Annotated in this window: 17 protein-coding genes, 2 tRNA genes and 1 pseudogene; 11 read left to right on the top strand and 9 right to left on the bottom strand. The window is 66.8% G+C overall.

Annotated elements, in window-relative coordinates:
• Window positions 1-122: 122 nt before the first annotated feature.
• A tRNA-Ser gene (locus PAM7066_RS07370) sits at window positions 123-212 on the bottom strand.
• Between the two features lie 168 nt (window positions 213-380).
• On the opposite strand from PAM7066_RS07370, the gene PAM7066_RS07375 reads away from it, so the two are divergent.
• Genes PAM7066_RS07375 through PAM7066_RS07405 form a run of 7 tightly spaced genes read left to right on the top strand, consistent with a single transcriptional unit; the run spans window position 381 to window position 6,572 of the window.
• On the top strand, window positions 381-1,130 hold the full coding sequence (locus tag PAM7066_RS07375) for an SPOR domain-containing protein (protein WP_085853502.1): 750 nt from the start codon (window positions 381-383) through the stop codon (window positions 1,128-1,130).
• 34 nt (window positions 1,131-1,164) lie between these two features.
• Window positions 1,165-2,358 (top strand): D-alanyl-D-alanine carboxypeptidase family protein, encoded by a 1,194-nt coding sequence (locus tag PAM7066_RS07380; RefSeq protein ID WP_085853503.1) that lies wholly within the window; start codon window positions 1,165-1,167, stop codon window positions 2,356-2,358.
• Window positions 2,355-2,963, top strand: a complete 609-nt coding sequence (gene tmk, locus PAM7066_RS07385) for a dTMP kinase (protein ID WP_085853504.1) — start codon at window positions 2,355-2,357, stop codon at window positions 2,961-2,963. Before PAM7066_RS07380 ends, tmk begins: the two co-directional genes overlap by 4 nt.
• Window positions 2,960-4,072: a DNA polymerase III subunit delta' gene (locus PAM7066_RS07390; RefSeq protein ID WP_085853505.1), complete on the top strand. Its 1,113-nt coding sequence runs from the start codon at window positions 2,960-2,962 to the stop codon at window positions 4,070-4,072. The genes tmk and PAM7066_RS07390 overlap by 4 nt, the downstream gene beginning before the upstream one ends.
• A gap of 3 nt (window positions 4,073-4,075) precedes the next feature.
• Window positions 4,076-4,855: a TatD family hydrolase gene (locus tag PAM7066_RS07395; RefSeq protein WP_085853506.1), complete on the top strand. Its 780-nt coding sequence runs from the start codon at window positions 4,076-4,078 to the stop codon at window positions 4,853-4,855.
• Window positions 4,852-5,649 carry an MBL fold metallo-hydrolase gene (locus PAM7066_RS07400; RefSeq protein WP_085853507.1) on the top strand — a complete coding sequence of 266 codons (798 nt, stop codon included), beginning with the start codon at window positions 4,852-4,854 and terminating at the stop codon, window positions 5,647-5,649. Before PAM7066_RS07395 ends, PAM7066_RS07400 begins: the two co-directional genes overlap by 4 nt.
• Window positions 5,646-6,572: an AEC family transporter gene (locus PAM7066_RS07405; RefSeq protein WP_085853508.1), complete on the top strand. Its 927-nt coding sequence runs from the start codon at window positions 5,646-5,648 to the stop codon at window positions 6,570-6,572. The genes PAM7066_RS07400 and PAM7066_RS07405 overlap by 4 nt, the downstream gene beginning before the upstream one ends.
• A 64-nt stretch (window positions 6,573-6,636) precedes the next feature.
• Here PAM7066_RS07405 and PAM7066_RS07410 read toward each other — a convergent pair.
• The 6 genes and pseudogenes from PAM7066_RS07410 to PAM7066_RS07435 form a co-directional block, all read right to left on the bottom strand.
• Window positions 6,637-7,488: pseudogene (locus PAM7066_RS07410) on the bottom strand (ABC transporter permease); the annotation flags it as partial.
• 14 nt (window positions 7,489-7,502) lie between these two features.
• A complete protein-coding gene (locus tag PAM7066_RS07415) occupies window positions 7,503-9,197 on the bottom strand; it encodes an ABC transporter permease (protein ID WP_085853510.1) in 1,695 nt (564 codons plus the stop codon).
• An 88-nt stretch (window positions 9,198-9,285) separates the two neighbouring features.
• The gene (locus tag PAM7066_RS07420; protein ID WP_085853511.1) at window positions 9,286-9,576 is read right to left on the bottom strand and encodes a DUF1330 domain-containing protein; all 291 of its coding nucleotides are present in this window, start codon (window positions 9,574-9,576) and stop codon (window positions 9,286-9,288) included.
• 154 nt (window positions 9,577-9,730) lie between these two features.
• Window positions 9,731-10,876, bottom strand: coding sequence for an extracellular solute-binding protein (locus tag PAM7066_RS07425; protein WP_085853512.1), 1,146 nt, complete (start codon window positions 10,874-10,876; stop codon window positions 9,731-9,733).
• 78 nt (window positions 10,877-10,954) lie between these two features.
• Window positions 10,955-12,061, bottom strand: coding sequence for an ABC transporter ATP-binding protein (locus tag PAM7066_RS07430; RefSeq protein ID WP_370738084.1), 1,107 nt, complete (start codon window positions 12,059-12,061; stop codon window positions 10,955-10,957).
• Window positions 12,062-12,258: 197 nt separating this feature from the next.
• Window positions 12,259-12,344: transfer RNA gene (locus PAM7066_RS07435), tRNA-Leu, on the bottom strand.
• Window positions 12,345-12,346: 2 nt separating this feature from the next.
• Here PAM7066_RS07435 and lipB point away from each other — a divergent pair.
• On the top strand, window positions 12,347-13,138 hold the full coding sequence (gene lipB, locus PAM7066_RS07440) for a lipoyl(octanoyl) transferase LipB (RefSeq protein WP_276326065.1): 792 nt from the start codon (window positions 12,347-12,349) through the stop codon (window positions 13,136-13,138).
• A 12-nt stretch (window positions 13,139-13,150) separates the two neighbouring features.
• On the opposite strand, the gene PAM7066_RS07445 is transcribed toward lipB, so the two are convergent.
• Window positions 13,151-13,402, bottom strand: coding sequence for an accessory factor UbiK family protein (locus tag PAM7066_RS07445; protein WP_085853514.1), 252 nt, complete (start codon window positions 13,400-13,402; stop codon window positions 13,151-13,153).
• A gap of 94 nt (window positions 13,403-13,496) precedes the next feature.
• Here PAM7066_RS07445 and lgt point away from each other — a divergent pair, with 94 nt between their 5' ends.
• From lgt to pgeF, 3 genes are read left to right on the top strand one after another with little or no spacing between them, the layout of a single operon-like run.
• Window positions 13,497-14,381 carry a prolipoprotein diacylglyceryl transferase gene (lgt, locus tag PAM7066_RS07450; RefSeq protein ID WP_085853515.1) on the top strand — a complete coding sequence of 295 codons (885 nt, stop codon included), beginning with the start codon at window positions 13,497-13,499 and terminating at the stop codon, window positions 14,379-14,381.
• On the top strand, window positions 14,378-15,442 hold the full coding sequence (locus tag PAM7066_RS07455; RefSeq protein WP_085853516.1) for a class I SAM-dependent methyltransferase: 1,065 nt from the start codon (window positions 14,378-14,380) through the stop codon (window positions 15,440-15,442). Before lgt ends, PAM7066_RS07455 begins: the two co-directional genes overlap by 4 nt.
• Window positions 15,439-16,194, top strand: coding sequence for a peptidoglycan editing factor PgeF (gene pgeF, locus PAM7066_RS07460; protein WP_085853517.1), 756 nt, complete (start codon window positions 15,439-15,441; stop codon window positions 16,192-16,194). The genes PAM7066_RS07455 and pgeF overlap by 4 nt, the downstream gene beginning before the upstream one ends.
• A 568-nt stretch (window positions 16,195-16,762) precedes the next feature.
• Here pgeF and PAM7066_RS07465 read toward each other — a convergent pair.
• On the bottom strand, window positions 16,763-17,263 hold the full coding sequence (locus PAM7066_RS07465; protein WP_085853518.1) for an Lrp/AsnC family transcriptional regulator: 501 nt from the start codon (window positions 17,261-17,263) through the stop codon (window positions 16,763-16,765).
• Between the last annotated feature and the right edge of the window lie 56 nt (window positions 17,264-17,319).

Raw genomic sequence — 17,319 nt, forward strand, 5'->3', positions numbered from 1 at the left:
TGACGGCCCGCGTAGCGGGTGACCAGCAGGAAAGAGATTCTGTCCAGCAGCGACTCCAATAACGTGTCCAATAAGCCGCCGCGCCTGAATGATTCTCACTGTAAAATCAATCACTTATGCGCTGGCGGAGGAGGTGGGATTCGAACCCACGGGACGCTCTCACGCCCAACGGTTTTCAAGACCGCCGCAATCGACCACTCTGCCACTCCTCCGGCGAATCCGGCTTACAGCCCTCGGGCGGCGGTGAAAAGAGCTTGGGGAACCGGGCGCAAGGCGGGAAGCGGCGCTTTTCAGGAGCAGGTGCCTTCTATATGTTCCCGGCAAGATGTTCCGGGCAAGACCGAACCGGCGCGCGCCGGTGGGCAGGACGAGGCAGGTAGATGACACATCCCGGACGAGCGACGCACCTTGCCGCACGCGTACTCCTCCTGTGCCTGGGCGTGCTCGCAGCAGGCTGCATTCGGGGCGGGGATGACGCGGCAGACTCGGGCCCCATTGCGACGCAACGCCTGGTCGAACGCGACGTGGAGGCTCCCGAGATCTTCCAGACCACCGAGCGCGGGCTGTGGGACGGCAGGCCCTCGCTGGGGGGCGTCTGGGTGGCGCACCCCGACACGCAGGATCCCGAACGCGTGGTGATCCGCAACGAGGACACCGGCAGGTTCGTCATCGGCGCATTGTTCCGGAGGGACCGAGATGCCGCCGGCCCGGCCCTGCAGGTCAGCTCGGACGCAGCCGAGGCGCTCGGGATGCGGGCGGGTGAGCCGGCGACGCTGAACGTGACTGCCTTGCGCCGCGAGGATCCCGCCGTGGAGACGCCTCGCCCAGCAACCGAAGACACGCCCGCGGCGATCGTCGAGCCCGCCCCCGTCGCACCACCTCCACAGCCATCGACGCTGGACAGACCGTTCATCCAGATCGGCATCTTCAGTCAGGAGTCGAATGCCAACGACACCGCCGAGGCGTTTCGCGATATCGGCGTCGCGCCGTCCGTCGAGAGGCAGACCAGTTCGGGCAACACGTTCTACCGAGTGATCGTGGGACCGGCCGCGAACGAGACGGAACGCGACGCCCTTCTCGCGAAAGTGAAGGAAATGGGCTTCTCTGATGCGTATTTCATCGGCCAGTGATAGACCCGACCAAATTCCTGCCGGAGACCCTTCGATGCTGATTATCCGCTGCCTCTACGCCTGCCTCGCCCTGCTTGTCGCGATGCCTGCAGCCGCGTTCGAGACTCAGGCCACCGCAGCCTATGTCTACGACCTGACCACCGACACCGTCCTGCTTGGAAAGAACCAGGACGAACCCTTGCCGCCCGCGTCCATGTCCAAGCTGATGACGCTCAACATGCTGTTCGAGGCGCTCGAGGATGGCCGTGTCGACATGGACACGCGGTTCGGCGTGTCGACCCGTGCCAAGAGCATGGGCGGCTCGACCATGTTCCTGAACGAGCGCGACCGGCCGACGGTCGAAGAACTGATCCAGGGTATCGTCGTGATGTCGGGCAACGATGCCTGCGTGGTCGTGGCCGAAGGGCTCGCCGGGTCCGAAGAGGCGTTCGCGCAGCAGATGACCGACCGTGCGCGCGATCTCGGCATGATGAACTCGACCTTCGCCAACTCGTCGGGCTGGCCGGATCCGAACCATCGGATGTCCGTGCACGATCTTGGCATCCTCGCGGAGCGGCTGATCGAGCACTTCCCCGAATATTACGGCTACTTCGCACAGAAGGAGTTCGCCTTCGACAACCGCGCCCCTTCGAACCGCTTCAACCGCAACCCGTTGCTCGACCTCGGGATCGGAGCTGACGGACTGAAGACCGGCCACACGTCCGAGGCTGGCTATGGCCTTGTCGGGTCGGCCGCCCAGGGCGACCGCCGCATCGTGTTCGTCATCACCGGGCTCGGCAGCACCGAGGCGCGGGCCGACGAGGCCGAGCGCATCGTCAACTGGGCCTTCCGCCAGTTCGTGCAGAAGACCATCGTGGAAGAGGGTGAAACGGTCGCCACCGCCGATGTCTGGATGGGCGAGGCCAAGAGCGTGAACCTCGTGACCGCCAGCGGGCAGTCGATGCTGGTCCCCGCGCTCGAGCAGGACCAGATCGAGGCCATCGCGACCTTCGTCGAGCCGTTGGTCGCCCCTGTCTCTAAGGGGGACGAGGTCGGCAGCCTGACCATCCAGATCGAAGGTCTGCCCAATCAGCAAGTGCCGCTGCTTGCCGCCTCGGACGTGGCCGAGGGTGGCTTCGGCCCGCGCCTCCAGGTTGCAGCGTCGGTTCTGTTCGCCCGGGCGATGGATCGGGCCACCGGCGACGGTTCGACCACCGAGGAACCGATCGCCGAGACGCAGGCCGAGTGACGGGACTCTTCCTCAGTTTCGAGGGGATCGACGGGTCCGGCAAATCGACCCAGGCCCGGCGCCTGGCCAGCCACCTCGAGGATCTGGGCCGCGACGTTGTGCTCACGCGCGAGCCCGGCGGCTCGCCCGGCGCCGAAGAGATCCGGCGCCTCGTCCTTGAAGGCAACCCCGACCGCTGGTCGGCCGAGACCGAGCTTCTGCTCTTCACCGCCGCACGCCGCGACCATCTCGAGCGGTTGATCCGCCCGGCGGTCGCGCGGGGGGCGGTGGTGATCTCGGACCGGTTCGCCGACAGCACCCGTGTCTATCAGGGGGTGACGCGGGGCGATCTGCGCGGAACCGTGGATGCGCTGCACGACGCGATCATCGGGGTCGAGCCCGACCGGACCTTCCTGATCGACATCGACCCCGAGGTGGGACTGCACCGCGCGCTCGCCCGGCGCGGACAAGAAGAGCGGTTCGAGAGCTTCGGCGTCGAAATGCAGCAGCAGATGCGGTCCGCGTTCCTCGACCTTGCCGAACAGTCTCCGGAGCGCTTCGTCGTTATCGACGGCAACCGCGACGCCGACAGCATCGCCCGCGACGTGATCGCCGCCCTGCCATGAGCGACCCGGACCCCTACGAGCCCGACCGTGTCGAGGGCGTTCCCCACCCGCGCCACACGCACCGCCTATACGGGCAGGAGGCCGCAGAGCGCGCCCTGCTCGATGCTTACGCGTCGGAAAAGATGCACCACGCCTGGCTTCTGACCGGGCCGCGGGGTGTGGGCAAGGCGACGCTGGCCTGGCGCATCGCCCGGTTCCTGATCGCCGACCCCGCGGCCGGTGGCATGTTCGGCGGGCCGGAAACCCTCGACCTCCCGCCCGATCACCCGGTTGCCGCGCGCGTGGCGGCCTTGTCCGAGCCGCAGCTGTTCCTCATGCGCCCAACCCGCTCGGACACGGGGACCGAGCGGCGCGACATCACCGTCGACGTGGCGCGGGGGCTGCGGGATTTCCTGCACCTGTCCTCGACCGACGGCGGGCGGCGCGTGGTGATCGTGGACGCCGCTGACCAGCTGAACACTCAGGCCGCCAACGCGATCCTCAAGCAGGTCGAGGAACCGCCCGCCCGCACGACCTTCCTGCTGGTCTGCCACGCCCCTGCCCGACTTCTGCCCACAATCCGCTCGCGCTGCCGCACCCTCGCTTGCCATCCCCTTGGCGGCGCCGACCTGGCCGAGGCGATCGCCGCCGCCGGGCTGGACCCGCAGATCGAACCGCCGGCGCTGCAACAACTCGCCTCGGGCTCGGTCGGCGAGGCTGCGCGCCTTCTGCAAGAGGATGGGCCGGCGATCTATGCCGACCTCGTGGCGCTGGCCAGGACGCTGCCGGACATGGACCGCGGACGACTTCTGAAGCTGGCGAACGGGCTGGCGGGCGCGGCCGGTCGGAACCGGATGGACACGCTCGTCCGGCTGATCGAGCTGCTGCTGGCTCGACTTGCCCGCGCCGGTGCCGGCCTTTCCCCCGAGGCAGAGGCGACGAAGGGCGAGGCCGAGATGTTGGCCCGCCTCGCGCCGCACCCCGCCGCGGGACGGGCATGGGCGCATCTCAGCCAGGAGGTCTCGGCCCGGTTGGGCCACGGGCGGGCAGTCAACCTTGACCCCTCTGCGCTGGTTCTAGATACCGGCCTCAAGATCAACGAGACGGGCCGCCAGATCCTGCGCGGCTAGGATATGCCCCAGATCACCGACAGCCACTGCCACCTGGATTTCCCGGATTTCGCCGACGAGCGCGCAGATGTCGTCGCCCGCGCCCGCGAGGCCGGCGTCCACCGCATGGTGACGATCTGCACCAGGTTGAAGAACGCCCCCTCCGTCCGCGCCATAGCCGAAGAGCACCTTGGCGTGTTCTGGGCCGCCGGCACGCACCCGATGAGCGTCGCTGACGAACCGATGGCGACGGTGGACGAGCTTGTCGCGCTTTCCGAGCATCCCAAGATGGTCGGGATCGGCGAGACGGGCCTCGACTACCACTACACCGCGGAAAGCGCCGATCTGCAGCAGCAAAGCCTGCGCCTGCATATCGAGGCTGCGCGGCGGACCAACCTGCCCCTCATCATCCATTCGCGCGACGCGGACGAGGACATGGCCCGCATCCTTTCGGAAGAGTACGCGAACGGCCCCTACCCTTGCGTGATGCACTGCTTCTCGTCCTCGGCCGAGCTGGCGCGCGTGGCGCTCGACCTCGGGTTCTACCTGTCGATGTCGGGGATCACCGCCTTCAAGAAGTCGCAAGACCTGCGCGACATCTTCCGCGAGGCGCCGCTCGACCGGATCCTGGTCGAGACGGACAGCCCCTACCTCGCGCCGCCGCCCTATCGCGGCAAGCGCAACGAGCCCGCCTATACCGCCCATACGGCGCGGGCCGCGGCCGAGACCTTCGGCCTCGACTTCGAGACCTTCGCCGCCCGCACCGAAGAGAATTTCGAGCGCCTTTTCTGGAAGGCCGCATGAGCCTGCGCTTCACGATCCTCGGCTGCGGATCGTCCGGCGGCGTACCGCGCCTCGGCGGGCATTGGGGCAATTGCGACCCCGGCAACCCGAAGAACACCCGCCGCCGATGCTCGATGCTGGTCGAACGGACCAGCGGGACCGGCACCACCCGCGTCCTGATCGACTGCTCGCCCGACATGCGGGCGCAGCTTCTCGACGCCGGCGTGGGCAGCCTCGACGCCGTCGTGATGACGCACGAGCACGCGGACCACTGCCACGGCATGGATGATCTGCGGATGGTGGTGATGAACAAGGGTCACCGGATCGACGTCTGGATGACCGACAGTGCCGCGCACGACATCCGCACCCGCTTTGCCTATGCGTTCGAGAGACCTGCGGGATCGGACTACCCCCCGATCCTCGAACATCGCCGCATCGAGGGCACGATCGAGATCGACGGCGCCGGAGGTCCCCTGACCCTGCACCCGTTCGAGGTCGAGCACGGCAGGATCACCTCGCTCGGCTTCCGCGTCGGCGGACTCGCCTACCTGCCCGACGTCAGCGACATCCCCGCGGCCGCCTGGCCCCGGCTCGAAGGCCTCGACATCTGGGTGGTGGACGCGCTGCGCCGCCAGCCGCACCCGAGCCATTCGCACCTGGCCCAGACCCTCGGCTGGATCGATCGGGCGCGGCCGAAACGGGCGGTGCTGACCAACCTGCATACCGACCTGGATTACGAGACGCTGCGGGTCGAAACCCCGGACCATGTCGAACCTGCACATGACATGATGGTGCTCGAACTGGACGACGCATGAGCGCCATGCTCGAGGTCCTGCTGCCGGTCTTTCTGCTGATCGGGGTGGGCTACGTCGCGGTCTGGCGGGGGCTTTTCGCGGATACGGGTGTCGAGGGCCTGATGTCCTACACGCAGGGCTTCGCGATCCCCTGCCTGCTGTTCCGCGGCATCGTCGAGATCGACCTCGGCGACGAGTTCACATGGCCGCTGCTGCTCTCCTTCTACGCCGGCGCGATCACCGGATTCGCCGCGGGCCTGCTGGGCGCCCGCCTCTTCGGTCGGAGCTGGGAGGACGCCATCGCGATCGGGTTCTGCGGGCTCTTCTCGAACTCGGTCCTGTTGGGCCTGCCGATTGCCGAACGAGCCTTCGGGACCGAAAATCTTCGCTTCAACTACGCGATCATCGCGATCCACGCGCCTTTCTGCTACCTCGTCGGCGTCACCGCGATGGAGTTCGTCCGCGCCCGGGGCGAGCCGTTGTCGGGGTTGCCGCGCAAGGTCATGCGCGCGATGTTCCACAACTCGCTGGTCATCGGCATCGCCCTTGGCTTCATCGTGAACCTCACCGGCATCACCCTGCCCGAGGTCGCCAACGACGCGCTGGACCTGATCATCCGCTCGGCCCTGCCCGCAGCGCTGTTCGGGCTGGGTGGCATCCTTTTCCGCTACAAGATCGAGGGCGACGTCAGGATCATCGCGCTGATCTGCACGGCGTCGCTGATCCTTCATCCGGGCGTCGCATGGGTCATCGGCGAGCTTCTGGACCTGTCCGTCGACCAGTTGCGCGCAGCGGTGCTGACCGCGGCGATGGCGCCCGGCGTCAACACCTACATCTTCGCGAACATCTATGGGAGGGCGCAGCGATCGGCGGCTTCCGGGGTGCTGATGGGAACCGCGTTCTCGATCCTCAGCGTCTGGGTCTGGCTGCTGATACTGCCCTGACCCCCGGAATGAAGACGAGGAGGGCCTGCGCCCTCCCCGTCCGGGTTCGCAATGCCGTGCCGGATCAGCCCGGCGACATGCCCCGCATCTTTTCCGAGCGGCGGCGGAGCAGCTCGACCCCGGTCAGCAGCAGGATCGAGATCGTCACGAGGATCGTCGCGACGGCCAGGATCGTGGGCGAGATCTGTTCGCGCAGGCCGATGAACATCTGCCACGGCAGCGTCTTCTGCCCCGCCGAGCCGACGAACAGCACCACCACGACCTCGTCGAAGGACGTGATGAAGGCGAACAGGCCGCCCGAGATCACGCCCGGCAGGATCAACGGCATCTGCACCTTGAAGAACGTGCGCACCGGCCCCGCGCCGAGGTTGGCCGAGGCGCGCGTCAGCGACCGGTCGAAGCCCACCAGCGTCGCCGTCACAGTGATGATGACGAAGGGAATGCCGAGGGCGGCGTGCGCCAGGACGACGCCCCAATAGGTGCCTTGCATCCCGAGGCGCGAATAGAAGAAGTACATCCCCGCCGCCGAGATGATGAGCGGCACGATCATCGGCGAGATCAGGATCGCCATGATCGCCCGCCGGAACGGGACGTGGGACTGCGACAGCCCCACCGCCGCCAGCGTGCCCAACCCGACCGAGATCAGCGTCGCCACCGGCGCGATCTTGATCGAGTTCCACATCGCGTCCTGCCACTGCGAGTTCGTGAAGAAGTCCCTGTAGTGCTTCAGCGAATAAGCGTCGGGATCGAGCGCCAGCATCCCGGGCGTGAAGGTGAAGAAGTTCTCGGCGTTGAACGACAGCGGGATGATCGTGAGGATCGGCGCGATCAGGAAGAAGAAGATCAGACCGCAGAGCACCAGATAGGTGTAGTGCCAGATCTTTTCGCCCAGCGAGGCATAGGGGGGGAGTTCCATGATTCCGATCTCCTTTAGCCGAGGCTCACGTTGTCGATGCCCACGATGCGGTCGTAGAGGTAGTAGAGCACCAGAACGAGCGCGAGCAGGATCGAGCCCAGGGCCGCGGCAAGACCCCAGTTGAGCGAGGACGAGATGTGATAGGCGATCCGGTTCGAGATGAACGTGCCGGTGGTGCCGCCGACGATCTCGGGGGTGATGTAGTAGCCGATCGACAGGATGAACACGAGGATGCTGCCCGCGCCGATGCCCGGCACCGATTGCGGGAAGTAGACCCGCCAGAAAGCCGTCCACGGCGTCGCGCCAAGGGATTTGGCAGCGCGGACGTAGTGGGGCGGGATCGTCTTCATCACCGAATAGAGCGGCAGGATCATGAACGGCAGGAGGATATGCGTCATCGCGATGATCGTGCCGGTCTGGTTGTTGATGAGCTGCAATCGACTGCCATCCCCGATCAGCCCGATCCAGACGAGGATGTCGTTGATGACCCCCTCCTGTTGAAGCAGCACCTTCCACGCCGAGGTGCGGACCAGAAGCGAGGTCCAGAAGGGCAGCAGGACGAGGATCAGCAATAGGTTCGACGTGCGCAGGGGCAGGTTCGACAGCAGGAACGCGATCGGATAGCCCAGCAGGATGCACGAGAACATGATCGTCAGCGACATGAACATGGTGCGCTGGAACAGCAGCATGTAGATCTGCTGGTCCTCGGGCTGGGACTCGATCCCCTGCGGGGTCAGTTGCATGTCGACCGACGACAGGAAGTAACCGGCCGTGTAGGGCGACGAGAACGCCTTGATCGTACCCCAGACCTCGGGGTCGGCCCAATCGTCGTCGACCTCCTCGAGGAAGAAGTCGCGCACGGACATCTGCTCGAACCCGCCGACCGCGCTGGCGGCATTGTCGAGAAGCTGGGCCAGTTCGCCCGAATAGATGCCGGTGACGTAGCCCTGCGACAGGTCCTCGTAGAGGGCCTGGTAGACGATGTTCCAGGGCTCTTCCTCGGTCGGCGAGTCCTCGTCTTCGGACTGGATGATCTGCGCGAACTGGGCGTAGCTGCGCGCAGTGCGGGGCAGCGCCTCCTGGGCCTGCTCCGACAGCGCGAATGCGGGCTCGGGGCCGATCGGGTCTTCCTGGGCGGCCCATTCAGACTGCTCCGCGACCCAATCGGGATCAGCCATGAGGGCGACCCACGTGGCCGGCTCTTCCCAGGCCTCGCTCAGGACGATGAACTGGTCGGCATAGACCTCGCCGATATCGTCCACATCGCGCCCCGACTGCCGGAACAGCGACGACATCCCCACCGTTTCGTAGTTCAGCCGCGAGCCGAGGCGGGTGTGGTTCTTTAGCTCGGCTGCGACGACGAGGTCGGCGCCGAGGGCACGAAAGGTCTCTTCGTCGGGGGCGCCTTCGCCGTTCCAGTCTTCGAGGGCGACGACGGTGCGGGGCAGCGTCTGGCTGACGATGTCGTTCTCGACCGAGCGGAACAGCATGTCCGCGATCGGCGCGATGAAGGTGATGATGATGAAAAGCAGAAGCGGCGCGATCAGGCCGAGCGCACGCAGCTTCTGGGCCCGTAGCGCCCGGTTCAACGACCGCTTCAGCGGCGTGCCGTCGGCTGCCAACATGGGTCCGGCTGCGCGGTCGGCGTCGCGAAGGGCGTTGTCCGGGGTCGCGCCTGTGAAGGCGTCGGGATCGGTCGCTGAGCTCATCGTGTGGCCTCGTCTGCGCGGGCGGCGGCCGTGCGATACGTGCCGCGATTCCAGTGGCTTGCGGGGCGGTGCGAAAGTGCGCCGGATCTCATTCCGCGCCCTCCACGAGGATGATCGTGGACTCGGCGCAGGCGCGCCGGATATCCGCAACCGCTTGGTATTCGGGGTCGAAATAGGCCTCGCGGGCCTTCTCGTAGCTGTCGAACTCGATCACGACGTGGCGGCCCATCTCTTCCCCTTCCGGCGTCTCCGAGCGGCCACCGCGGACGATGAAGCGGGCGCCGTGTGCCTCGAGGATGGGCGTGTCCTTCTGGACGTATTCGGGATAGCCTTCGGGATCCGTGACCCGGATATGGCCGATGATGTAGCCTTTCGGCATGGTCTGACTCCCGTGAGAGTTCGGTACAACTTCCATCGGTCTCTGAACGCGGCGCCAAGGCCGCGACCGATCCCCTGCCCCGCGCCACGAAAGGCCGGGACAGGGGGCGGGACCGTCAGGAACGGTCCCGCAAGACGATCGAGGATCGCAGGTCTTACTGCGCGAGCCACGCCTGGAAGCGCGAGTCCAGGTCGTCGCGGTAGTCGGCCCACCACTCGTAGTTCTGGACGAACGCGTTCGAGGCGTTGTCCGGGTTGGTCGGCATGTGCGGCGCCATGTCGACGCCGAGCTCGGCATGCTCGCCTACCATCGGGGCCGAGCTGGCACGGGCCGGGCCGTACGAGATGTACTTGGCCTGATCGGCCAGGCGCTGGGTGTCCGTGGCGAACCACAGGAAGTCACGCACGCGGTTCTCTTCTTCGTCGGACAGGCCCTCGGGGATGATCCAGCCGTCGAGGTCATAGGACTGCGCGTCCCACATCATCGACACCGGCTGGTCCTGTTCGACGATCAGCGAGAAGAGACGGCCGTTGTAGGACGACCCCATCACGATCTCGCCGTCGGCCAGAAGCTGCGGCGTATCGGCGCCCGAGGTCCACCAGACCGTCTGGTCTTTGATCTCGTCGAGCTTGGCAAGCGCGCGATCGACGCCCTCGTCGGTTTCGAGCGTCTCGTAGATCTCGTCCTGCGGGACGCCATCGCACATCAGGGCCCATTCGAGGTTGTTGTGCGGACGCTTTTCGAGGCTGCGCTGACCCGGGAACGTCTCGGTGTCGAAGATGTCGCAGATTTCGGTGGGCGTTTCGCCGTCCCATTCCGCGACGTCGTTGCGATAGCCGAAGGTGTAGGAATAGGCGATCTGCGGGATGAAGCAGTCCGAGACCAGCATCTCATCGCCGAAATCCTCGGAGGCCGGGGTGCCGTCAGGCGCCGGGGCCGCAAGGTCGTCGATGTCGACTTCCATCGCGAGGCCTTCGTCGCACAGGCGCATCGCGTCGGCGGCGGTGACGTCGACGAGGTCCCACGTCATGTTGTTGGCTTCGCTCATGGCGCGCAGCTGGGCCACGGCCTCGGCCGAGGATTCATCCCACGTCACGCTGACGTCGGGATTCATCTCGAGATAGGGCTCGACATAGGCCTTGAGCTGGCTGTCCTGATAGGCGCCGCCCCAGGAGACGATGGTCATCTCGTCGGCCATCGGCTCGCCGGCAACGGGGCTTTCGGACGCCTGCTCTTGAGCCACAGCGCCAGTCGCGACGCAGAGCGCGGCGCTGGCCAGAAGGGTTGTCTTGAGTTTCACGTAATCTCTCCTTGTTGGATCGCCCGTTTGAAAATCGCGCCGCGCCTTCGGGCCCGAGGGGCGCGGCTTGGCCACGGCTCAGGTGTCGAGCGCGCGGCAATCCTGCGGCAGCCAGCCGATCTTGATCCTGTCGCCGGGCGACAGGCGCTTCTGATCGGCGCGGTTGCGTGTCTTGACGATGAAGTCGTCCCGTCCGGCGACCCTGAGGCGGGTGCGGAAGACGTCTCCCATGTAGATGAATTCGAGGACCTCGGCGTCGAGCGTATGGGCGTCGGGACCAAGCTGGGGGTCGAACTCCACCCGCTCGGGGCGGATCGACACGAGGGTGCGGTCGCCCTCTTTCTTCACGTTGACCGGCAGCGCGTCGATATGCTCGCCCGTCTGGTCCAGCTTCACGATGCAGCGGTCGCCGGAGAGCTTGGTGACGGTGCCTTCGAGCGTGTTGTTCTCGCCGATGAACTGGGCGACGAAGCTGTTTTCCGGGCGCTCGTACAGTTCGTCCGGCGCGGCGAGCTGCTGAATGCGGCCATCGTCGAAGACCGCGACCCGGTCCGACATGGTCAGCGCCTCGGTCTGGTCGTGGGTCACGTAGACCACGGTGATGCCGAGGTCGTGGGCCAGGCGCGTGATCTCGAACTGGAGCGTCTCGCGCAGCTGCTTGTCGAGCGCGCCCAAGGGTTCGTCCATCAGCACCAGCTCAGGCTCGAAGACCAGCGCGCGGGCCAGGGCGATCCGCTGCTGCTGGCCGCCCGAAAGCTGGGCGGGACGGCGTCCGCCGAAATCGCCCATCTGCACCATGTCGAGCGCGCGCTTGATCTTGGTTTCGCGCTCGGACTTGCCGATGTTGCGCACTTCTAGCGGGAAGGCGAGGTTCTCGGCCACCGTCATGTGCGGAAACAGGGCGTAGTTCTGAAAGACCATCCCGATCCCGCGCTTGTGCGGCGGGATGTTGTTGATCTCTTTGCCGTCGAGCCTGATCTCGCCGTGGGTGGCGGTCTCGAACCCCGCGAGCATCATCAGGCAGGTGGTCTTGCCCGAACCCGACGGCCCGAGCATGGTCAGGAACTCGCCCTTCCCGATGGCCAGGTTGAGGTCCTTCACGACGAGCGTTTCGCCGTCATAGCTCTTTTGCACGCGATCGAATTCGACGAACGCTTGTTCGCTTCGGGTGTCCAGCACCAGCATCTCCCCTGTTCCCGCATTGTCGTCCGCGGTTCGTTTGGCCGAAGCAAAGCAAACGGTCACCGGTAATGCAAGCAAGTGTCCGCCGATTTGCCGAAACGCCTGTATATGTGGGCCGTCCGGGATGCGACGCAGCTTTGCCGGGCGCCTTGCACGCGCCTTTGGCAGTTCGACGATGTCTGAATGACCCGGCCGGGGAGTGGTGCGGTCGAGAGGACTTGAACCTCCACGGGTGTTACCCCACAGCGACCTCAACGCTGCGCGTCTACCATTCCGCCACGACCGCAAGTGCTCCCGCGACCGGGTGGCGGGGGTTTAGCCGACACGTTCGCGGTTGAAAAGCGGTTTTTTTCGCGAAATTTACGAGCAGCGACTCGCAAGGAGAAAACGATGGTCGAATGGCGCGTGAGCGAGGCCCCGGTGGCCTACGAGGCCGCCGTGGCCGAGATGGAAGCCCGCGCCGCCGCGATCCGCGAGGGTGAGGCTGACGAGCTGATCTGGCTGCTGGAGCATCCGCCGCTTTATACCGCCGGAACCTCGGCGAGGGCGGAAGATCTGGTCGATCCGGACCGCTTCCCGGTGTTCGAGACGCGGCGGGGCGGGCAATACACCTATCACGGGCCGGGGCAGCGGGTCGTCTATGTCATGCTCGACGTGGCCGCGCGGGGGCGTGACGTGCGCCGCTTCGTCGCACAGATGGAGGCGTGGGTGATCGCCACGCTCGACCGGTTCAACGTGAGCGGAGAGATTCGGGAAGGCCGCGTGGGGGTTTGGGTGGTGCGCCCCGAGAAGGCGCCGGGGCCGGACGGTGCCCCTCGCGAGGACAAGGTCGCGGCGATCGGCGTGCGCCTGAAGAAGTGGGTGTCGATGCACGGGCTGGCGATCAACGTGGAGCCCGACCTGTCGCATTTCGGCGGCATCGTGCCCTGCGGGATCCGCGAGCACGGCGTGACGAGCCTGGTCGATCTGGGCCTGCCGGTCACGCTGGGCGATGTGGATGTCGCGCTGCGGCAGACCTTCGAAGAGGTGTTCGGGGGTCAGGACCCTGCCCCGCACCCCGAGATCCTTTCGGCAGGATAAAAGGCGGTGCGCTCAGGAGGGCTGGTTCTGCCCTTCGAGCGCGTCGAGGCGGGCCTTCAGCGCCTCGTTCTCTTCGCGGGCCTTCTGCGCCATGGCGCGCACCGCGTCGAATTCCTCGCGGGTGACGAAGTCGCGGTCAGCAAGCCAGCGATCGATCATGCCCTTCATGGCGGTCTCGGCCTCGGACCGCGCACCTTGCGCGACGCCCATGGCGTTGGTCATCAACTGGCTCAGGTCATCGAACATCTTGTTGCGCGTCTGCATCGTGGCCCCCTTGGTGTGCTTACCACAGATATGAGTGCCGCAACCGCGAATCTCAAGGTTGACTTCCGCCGCACCCGACCGCTTTCTCCGCCGCATGCTGCTGGCCATCCCCTTCCCCGACATCACCCCCGAGATCTTCTCGATCAATCTGGGCGGCTTCACGCTAGCCCTGCGCTGGTATGCGCTGGCCTATATCGTGGGCATCCTGCTGGGCTGGCGCCTCGCCACGATGGCCGTGCGGCGCCCGGCGCTGTGGCCCGGCGACCTGTCGCCCTTCACGGCGAAGGATGTCGAGGACCTGATGACCGCGGTGATCCTCGGCATCCTGATCGGCGGGCGGCTGGGATTCGTGCTGTTCTACCAGCCCGCCTATTACTTCGAGAACCCGTTGCAAATCCCCGCGATCTGGCAGGGTGGCATGGCGTTCCATGGCGGAATGATCGGCGTCGCAGCCGCGGGTCTGTGGTTCGCCCGGACGCGCGGGATCCGGGTTCTGTCGATGCTGGACCTCATGGCGCTGGCGACGCCGCCGGGGCTGCTGCTGGGGCGGATCGCGAATTTCATCAACGCTGAGCTCTGGGGGCGACCGACGGACGCGCCGTGGGGCGTGATCTTTCCCGGGCCCGCAGCGCAGCATTGCCCGGGGATCGAGGGGCTGTGCGCCCGCCACCCCTCGCAGCTTTACGAGGCCGCGCTTGAAGGGCTGGTGCTGGGCGCGCTGCTGATCGTGCTGGCGTTCCGACGGGGCTGGTTCAAACGTCCCGGCGCGCTGACCGGCGTGTTCCTGATGGGCTACGCCGTGTCGCGGATGCTGGTCGAGCTGGTGCGCCAGGCCGATCCGCAGTTCATCACCGACAGCAACCCGATGGGCTACGTCGTGCAGATCGGCGGGGCCGGGCTGTCGATGGGGCAGCTTCTGTCGCTGCCGATGCTGGCGATCGGGGCGGCCCTTGTCCTCAACGCACGCCGGCGGCGATGACGCCGCTGGCCGAGATCCTCGCCCGGCAGATCGCGGCGACGGGGCCGATGACAGTGGCCGAATACATGGCCGCCTGCCTGATGCACCCGCGCCACGGCTACTATACCACCCGCGATCCCTTGGGCGCAGCGGGGGATTTCATCACCGCCCCCGAGATCAGCCAGATGTTCGGCGAGCTGATCGGGCTGGCGCTCGCGCAGTCCTGGATCGAACGCGATAGGCCCGATCCCTTCGCGCTGGCCGAGCTTGGCTCCGGGCGCGGGACGTTGATGGCCGACGCTCTGCGCGCGACGCGGGCGGTACCCGGGTTCCATGGCGCGATGCGGCTGGCGCTGGTCGAGGTATCTCCGCCCCTGCGCGTGGCGCAGGCCAGGGCGCTGGCGGGATACGCTCCGACCTTCTGCGACACGGTCGAGGCTCTGCCCGACGCGGGGCCGCTGTTCCTGATCGCCAACGAGTTCTTCGACGCGCTGCCTGTCCGCCAGTTCCTGCGCGACGGTGAGGGTTGGCGCGAGCGGATGGTCGGCCTGCAGGACGGCGCCCTGGGTTTCGCGCTGGCCGAGGTCACCCGCTACGCCGAGCTCGAGCCGCGCCTTGCCGACACCGGGCCGGGCCATATGATCGAGACGAGCGGCGCGGCGCGTGCCGTTGCCGCGACGATCGGCGATCGGATCGCCAGCCGGGGCGGCGTGGCGCTGATGTTCGATTATGGGCAGGACGGCCTGCTGGGGGACACGTTTCAGGCGGTTCGAGGTCACGAGAAGGAAAACCCCCTCGCCCGACCCGGTCAGGCTGACTTGACCGCGCATGTTGATTTCGGCGCTCTGGCCGAGGCCGCCCCCTGTGCCGCGAGCACCGTCACCCCGCAGGGCGTGTGGCTGGAACGGCTGGGCATCACCGACCGCGCCCGGACGCTGGCGCGGGGGCTGACCGGAACCGAACTCGAAACCCATGTGGCCGCGCATCGGCGATTGACGCACCCCGAGGAAATGGGACATCTTTTCAAGGTGATGTCTTTCCACGATGAAATCGGCCCTCCGCCGGGATTGGAGGCAAGGTGAGCCTCGCCTTTCTGACTTCGGACCTGCTGTCGCCCATCCGACACGGATTCTTCACGCGCCGCGGCGGCGCCTCGTCCGGCGTTTTCGCCGGGCTGAACTGCGGGCTCAGTTCGAGCGATCAGGCCCACGTGGTGCGCATCAATCGCGCCCGCGTGGCTGACGAGATGGGAGTGCCGCGCGAGGCGCTGGCGACCGTGCCGCAGATCCACTCCGCCGACGTGTCGGTGATCGAACACGGCGGGGCCGGCGAGCGTCCGGCCGACGCGATGGTCACGCGTGTGCCCGGCGTCGCGCTGGGGATCCTGACCGCCGATTGCATGCCGATCCTTCTGGCCGATGCCGAGGCGGGCGTCGTCGGCGCCGCGCATGCGGGCTGGAAGGGAGCGCTCGGCGGGGTCATCGAGAACACGGTCGAGGCGATGGTGGACCTCGGGGCCGGACGGTCGCGGATCCGCGCGGCGATTGGGCCGTCGATCAGCCAGGCGGCCTACGAGGTCGGGCCGGAGATGCTCGACGACTTCATCGTCGAGAACCCCGAGGCCTCGCGACACTTCGCGCAGGGCAAGGGCGACCGGCTGATGTTCGACCTGCCGGGCTTTGGCTTGAGCCGCCTGCGCGCCGCCGGAGTCGAGGCCGAGTGGATCGGCCGCTGCACCTATCGCGAGCCCGAGGCGTTCTTCTCCTATCGCCGCGCGACGCACCGGCTCGAGAGTGACTACGGGCGGCTGATCTCGGTCATCCGGCTGGACTGAGCGAACTCGCTAGAGGCGCCGCCGAAACTCCTGCCCCACGCCACCGAAGCGCCCCATTCGAAGCCGAGCCTGCGACATGTAGCGCATCCGAAGGAACGTGAGGATGACCCATCGCCGCTGGCTCGCCGCCGCCATTGCCCAATCCGTCAAACCCGTGCCGGCGCTGCCCTTCCAACGCGACCGCAAAGGCTGAGCCCGCCCCGCGCATGACGGAGCAACCCTGCGGCGGCGCCGCCAGCCTCGTGCCCTTGGGCGGTCTGCAGCCCTGCACCGGGAAACGATACGCGCACGTCCCAAAGCTTCGCTTTTAATGATCTGGACAGCGCGATCGGCGAGCGCATTCGCATGTGCCCGAGCCTCGCGATCTGCACCGCCTTGTGCCGCAGCACGCTGGTGCAGACGCCGGACGTCGAGTTGGGCAGCGTGCATCCGGGCGCACTGGCGCCCTAGGAGGCGGCGCTCGACCTGCCGATGTTCCCCCATCTCCGGCGGATAAAGGAGTTCGGCGACCTGGTCCTGCCGCGGCTGGAGGGAGAGACGCCCGACCGCGCGACGGCCGCCTGACGGCTCAGGGAGTCGAGGTCACGCGCGCTTCGAGCACGTCGAACGGCACGCCCGGCGCCTCCTTGGCTGCGCGGATCACCAGCGACGTCTTGACGCTGCCGACATTCGGGGCGGTCAGAAGCTCGGACGTGAGGAAGGTCTGGAAGCTGGACAGGTCGGGGGCCACGCATTTCAGGATGAAATCGACCTCGCCGTTCAGCATGTGGCACTCGCGGACGAGGGGCCAGTCGCGGCAGCGCGCCTCGAAGGTCGAAAGATCGGCTTCGGCCTGGCTCTGCAAGCCGACCATGGCGAAGACCTGCACCTCGAATCCCAGCTGACGCGGTTCGACGCGGGCGTGGTAGCCGCGGATGAAGCCCTGCTCTTCCAGCGTGCGGACGCGGCGCAGGCAGGGCGGCGCCGATATGCCGACGCGCTTCGCCAGGTCGACGTTGGTCATGCGCCCGTTCCGCTGCAGTTCGGCGAGTATCTTGCGGTCGATGGCGTCGAGTTTCTGTCCGGGCATGTCATCCTCGGGATGTGGTGCGCGATACCTATGCGCGAACGGAAACAGCCGCAATA

Source organism: Palleronia marisminoris (genome assembly GCF_900172315.1).
In the GTDB taxonomy this organism is placed as follows: Bacteria; Pseudomonadota; Alphaproteobacteria; order Rhodobacterales; family Rhodobacteraceae; genus Palleronia; species Palleronia marisminoris.